Origin of the sequence: Kamptonema animale CS-326 (genome assembly GCF_028330895.1) — a bacterium.
GTDB lineage: Bacteria > Cyanobacteriota > Cyanobacteriia > Cyanobacteriales > Microcoleaceae > Kamptonema > Kamptonema formosum.
Map to the genome: position 1 here is coordinate 1 of NZ_JAQMUA010000269.1, position 5679 is coordinate 5679.

The window sequence follows — 5679 nt, forward strand, 5'->3', positions numbered from 1 at the left end:
CCTGATAGGGATTTAGTTTAATTGGAACTCGGAGGCGATCGCTCCTGGTGAGTATTGCCGTTCGTGTTTCAATCCCTGATAGGGATTTAGTTTAATTGGAACCGCCTAGTGTTGAAACCCTTACTGTATTTAGTTTTCAAGGTACAGTTGCGCGTGACATTTCTAAAAGTATCATTCCAGACCTCAGCTTGTCAATAGGCCAATTACAAATTTTCCCTCAAACCCTTTAACATTAAGCATTTCCAAACTTGCGGGAATCAAAAATTCCCCCAATAACCTTCAAATCCTTAGCCATCAAGGCATCCAGCCGAAAAAAATCCAACCCTGATTTTTACACCTACCCTGTCCCGCAAAATAGTCCGATCGCATTGCTAATTACCAATCGCCAACCAATCAGCAATTAGCAATCAACCAAACTAAGGCAGAGGTGCAACATCATCCCCAGGTGCGATCGCACCTGTCCCTGGCTTAGCTTGCTGTTCGAGTAACAGCCGTTGTTTTTCCCGAAACTCCGCCGCCGCATCATTTAAATTCTGCTGCTGTTCCGAGCTAAACTCATCCATATTACGGAGAGTGCCTAACCTGGATCTGTGAATTAAATCGAAAATTCCCATTCCATTGCCACGACCCGAAAAAGGATCTGTACTATCCTGAGTTTGAAAGTCTTGTAGCGGTTGAGCGCTATTTTGAGCACCGCTATTTTGAGCATGACTTGGCTGAGGTAGAAAAACAACGGCCACTCCGATTGCACTCACGGCAGCCAGGATCGCGCTGATACCAGACTTAGAGGTTTTGATTTGCATAATTTTCCGCTAAACGCTCCCTTAATCATGGTATCAAACTGATAATTTATTTGCTCTAGTCCATTTAAGATCCGGCGATTGAAATCGCGGCTACACAAACGAAGTCCGCCTACGCGGACTAAAGGAAAATCAACACCTTCATAACCCGCGCAGGCGGGTTTTGTGTGTGTAGACGCGGTTTCAACCGCCCAGAAACTAAAAAGTAAACGTGGTTCTCACTACACCAATCAACAAATCAGAATTGTCGTTATTATGATCGGGGGCCGTCAGCCAAATAATACCGGGCGTAATCGAGATATTATCATTCACTTTAAACTGATAGAAAGCTTCAACGTGCAAGGAAGTATCCTTATCCTCCGGTAAATCATCAGTAGAAGTGCTTGTTACCTTCGGTTCCATCCCCACAATAATACCCGCCAAATTACCTTCTTTCAACAAATCTGGGAAAGCCAAAGTTACTGCCCAATTCCAGATTTTCATATCTCCCCTGTCAATTCTCCCTCCTAGTGTTGAGAGGGTGCGTTGTGCAGTGTAGCCTACCCAACCACCGAGAGCAAATCGAGGGCCAATTTGTAAGGATGCTTCTATCCCATAGGAGTTATTAGAAACAGGAAGCCCTTCCTCGCTATCAATGCCAAAATAATCGAGTCGGCTGGGAAAATTAGCCGCATTACTGCCAGTACCAGTGGTTACTCCGTAGGAATTGATGTAAGTTAAACCAACAGCAAAGCGATCGCTAGGGGTAAAAGTTAATTGAGCGATCGCACCGTAAGGGCCATTAAACAAACCCGCACCCTGCTGTGGGCTAGCGGGATCGGCAGCTAAATATCCGAAACTGAATTCTAAGCGATCGCCAAACTGATGTCTAATCCCAATCCCCGCACCCCCAACTTGATAATAAATCGGATTGCGCGTCCCAAAGTTAGAAAGCGCCCCAGTAGCACCATCCCCATCAAAGAAAGGATTAACTGTATTGGTAAAATCATCAGGAGCTCCAGCGTTTGCCTCTAGGAAAACTGTGGTGCTATTTCCAATCGGGAAAGCATAAAGCAAAGCATCTAAAGCCACTGTATTACTAGCTTCCCCAAAAGGCCCCGCATTAAACCTCAATTCCCCTTCTGGCGTAAAGGTAGAATTAGTAGAGAAAGAACCAAAATTTGTCACTTGCAGCCTAGTTCTCAGCAAATCTTCACCGCTGAAGCTAGTATCAAAATTGAGCCTTACCCTACTCCCCAAAATAGTAGAACTATCTATTTCCCTACCATTAGCATCATCTCCCGCCGCAATTCCAGCTAACCCAAAGATAACTTCCCCATTAAGTTTAGTCGTAGTGGAAAATTGATTTGCCTCTAATTCTGCCGTGCGAGCTTCCAAGGCATCCACGCGCCCCCGCAAAGTAGCAAGTTCAGCCGCAAATTCTTCTTGCAACCTTTGCAAGGCGAGTAAATCTTCTCTACTGGCTAAATTACCTGTACCACCAGCAATTAACTCATTAACGCGCTCTAAACAGGCATTTAAACCTGCTGCAAATTCGTAGCGAGTCATCGCCCGGTTGCCCCGATAAGTACCATCGGGATACCCAGCAATGCAGCCATAGCGCTCTACAAGCGATTGTAAGGCTTGAAAAGCCCAGTCTGTAGGCTGAACGTCGGAAAGTTGAGAAACCGATGTTACTTGGCCAGCAGGCTCGTTATTGAGGCTATCTTCAGAGCCGTATTGATTGATTGGTTCTAAAACTGTTGAAGTTGGCGCGGGTTGGGGATTTGGGGCTGGGGACTGCAACAAGGGGGTGGAGATTTCCGCCAACAGGCTATCGGCTGGAATTTTCTGAGGTTGTGGCTGTGGTGCGATCGCAGATTTTACAGGTGCAGTTGTTGCTACTTGTTGCTGATTTGTATTTTCTAGGGAAAGATTAGCTTGAGGTGCGATCGCTAACTCTCCCCTCGGTTCCCCTGTACCCCAAACTCCATCTACTTTATCAAAGTCAGTTTTAGCATCGAACTGTGCGATCGCTTGCCCATCCTGAGCTTGAGTTACAGCCCCAATTTTTACATCCGACTCTGCTACCGCCGCCGCAGACACAGCCAAACTCGCTCCCAATACTGCTGGGCTTACCAGCAAAGCTTTCCACAAAATTTTCGACATTTTTACCTCACACCTATTTAAGCCAAAACAGCTAAAGTTTCTCAAATAATCTACCTAAAGAAACTCCTTGTCAAGAATAAGATTCATTCTTATTTTCGGAGAGCAGTCGCAATCTCAGTAAAATTTACTTCAGTGATAGGATGGCTATTTTTGGATGTTACAAATATCAGACTTTAAATACATAAAATAAGTTATTTGTCAATATCTAAAAGCCAAAAATTAAAAATAGGTATCAAGTGGGGAATTTCAGTGAAGTCTGCTGTCGAACTCAAATATGCTCTCGTTCACGAATGGTTAACCCCGAAAGCAACTGGCGGCTCCGAACTTGTTGTAGAAGAAATTCTCAGTCACATAAACGCTGATATTTATGCACTCATCGACTTTGAATCAACCAATCCTCAAAGTTATCTTTACAAGCGAGCGATCGGCAAAACCTTTTTACAGCACCTTCCTTTCGCCCGCAACGGCGTACAAAAATATCTACCTCTATTGCCCCTAGCAATTGAACAGCTAGATTTGCGCGAGTACGACATCATTCTTTCCTCTTCCCACGCCGTTGCTAAAGGCGTGCTCACAAGTCCCCAACAACTCCACATTTGCTACTGCCACACCCCCATGCGCTACGCCTGGGACTTAACCTTTGATTACCTTCGCAGTAGCAAAGCCGGACAAGGAATTCAGGGCTTACTAACCAGGTATTTGCTTCACAGAATTCGCCAGTGGGACGTAATTTCTGCCAATCGAGTAGATTACTTCATCGCCAACTCCCAACACACCGCAAGACGCATCTGGCGGTGTTATCGGCGGCCCGCAGAAGTGATTTACCCCCCAGTAAATATCGATCGCTTTCGATTTGAACCAAAGAAACAAGATTTTTACCTGACAGTTTGCCGTTTAGTCAGTTACAAGAGAATATCCGTAGTTGTCAAAGCCTTCAATCAACTTGGACTTCCCCTGATCGTGATTGGCACCGGGCCTGAATTAAACTTGCTTCGGCAAATAGCTCAACCCAACGTCCAAATCCTGGGCTGGCAGTCCGCTAAAGTAGTTGAAGAGTATATGGCCGAGGCAAAAGCCTTCGTATATGCAGCCTGCGAAGATTTCGGCATCGCCTTAGTCGAGGCCCAAGCTTGCGGGACACCAGCGATCGCCTATGGAGGTGGAGGTGCATTGGAAACAGTAATTGATATTCGGCAACACCCAGACTCTGGAACAGGATTATTTTTCTCGTCCCAGACGGAGGGAGCCTTAATCGAAGCAGTAGAGGCCTTCGAGGCCATGAGTGGGGCTTTCAACCCAGAAATGGGGCGATCGCAGGCCGCTCAGTTCCATCCAAAAATTTTTCAGGAACGCTACCTAACTTTTTTGGAACGCTGCTGGCAAGAATTTCAATCTGTAAAATCTTAGGGAAAATAGACATCAAAATCAATCGTAGAAAGGGCTTTAGGGATTTTACAACCCTCAGCAAGGAAGGGCCACCTAGCGGAAAGCTACCACTTTTTACCGATTCATTGTTCTTGATTTCTACTACCTTGCGTCTTGAGGCTTTATGATCATGACTGTGTGTGGTGTGAATTGAAGGAGTAAGATGACTGCCGACAGCCAACTCATCTCCGGCAAGGTAATTCGAGCGATCGCTCGACGCGGTTTTCAGCCTGTCCTGCCTAGAGACGGACGCATAGGCCTGTCTGTACAGAGCCTAGACGGAGAGTTTTTCAAGCGCTGCTTCGATATCCTGTTTTCCCTATCAGTTCTGATACTGTTTGCCCCGGTTTACCTGCTTTTGGTTCTACTAATCGCCGTAAGCTCGCCAGGGCCAGTTTTTTATGTACAAGAAAGAGTCGGTAAAAACCGCCAACTCTTTAACTGTCTTAAATTCAGAACAATGGTGGAAAATGCGGATGAAATATTAGTGGAGATTATGGAAACATCCCCCCATCTCCGCCAAGAATTTCAGGACAATTTCAAGCTGAAACAAGACCCTCGAATTACATGGATTGGGAGATTTTTACGAGTTACCAGTTTAGATGAATTCCCTCAGTTTTGGAACGTTTTAAAAGGAGATATGAGTGTCGTCGGGCCTAGACCATTAGTTGTTGAGGAACTGCCGAGATACGGCCGCCACATCAACAAAATCTTAACCATCAGACCTGGAATTACAGGACTGTGGCAAGTATCCGGGCGCAATGACATCCCCTATCCCCGCCGAGTCCAAATCGACCTTTACTATGTAAACGCCAAAAATCTTTGGATGGATCTCTGGATCGTCGTCAAAACTTTTGGCGTAGTGATTTTCCCCAAAAATAACGGGGCTTACTAAAACCAGCTATCAGCATTCAGCTACTATCTATCAGCTATTAGTTCTTAACTTTTTGTCAGGGTCAATTAGCCGATCGATTATTAGGTGAATGCTGCTCGGTAGGTTGGCGTATATAAACTTAACATCTTGTGAGGGTGGGCAATGCTCACCCTAAATTTAGTTGTGACAATTTGGTAATTGTTAACTGTTAAACGATAATTGGTAATTGGTAATTGGTAATTGGTAATTGGTAATAGCTAATGGCTAATGGCTAATGGCTAATGGCTAATGGCTAATTACCCCCATCATCCCCTCCGATTAATTAAAAGTTAAAAATTAAAAATTAAAAATTAAATCTCACAATTTTTAATTTTGCATTTTTTTTTAATTTTGCATTTTTAATTTTTAATTGATTAAGTTGCTCCCCCATCC

The 5679-nt window shown here is 44.7% G+C and carries 4 protein-coding genes; 2 read left to right on the forward strand and 2 right to left on the reverse strand.

Going from position 1 to position 5679, the window contains the following annotated elements; genetic code table 11:
• Positions 1–416: 416 nt before the first annotated feature.
• Together PN499_RS15490 and PN499_RS15495 are read right to left on the reverse strand one after the other, a co-directional pair.
• Positions 417–803, reverse strand: coding sequence for a hypothetical protein (locus PN499_RS15490; protein ID WP_272032887.1), 387 nt, complete (start codon positions 801–803; stop codon positions 417–419).
• Between the two features lie 195 nt (positions 804–998).
• Positions 999–2948: an iron uptake porin gene (locus PN499_RS15495; protein ID WP_272032888.1), complete on the reverse strand. Its 1950-nt coding sequence runs from the start codon at positions 2946–2948 to the stop codon at positions 999–1001.
• Between the two features lie 249 nt (positions 2949–3197).
• On the opposite strand from PN499_RS15495, the gene PN499_RS15500 reads away from it, so the two are divergent.
• Together PN499_RS15500 and PN499_RS15505 are read left to right on the forward strand one after the other, a co-directional pair.
• Complete coding sequence (locus tag PN499_RS15500; RefSeq protein ID WP_272032890.1) at positions 3198–4355, forward strand: glycosyltransferase; 1158 nt, start codon at positions 3198–3200, stop codon at positions 4353–4355.
• A gap of 181 nt (positions 4356–4536) precedes the next feature.
• Complete coding sequence (locus PN499_RS15505; protein ID WP_272032889.1) at positions 4537–5268, forward strand: undecaprenyl-phosphate galactose phosphotransferase family protein; 732 nt, start codon at positions 4537–4539, stop codon at positions 5266–5268.
• The last annotated feature ends 411 nt before the right edge of the window (positions 5269–5679 follow it).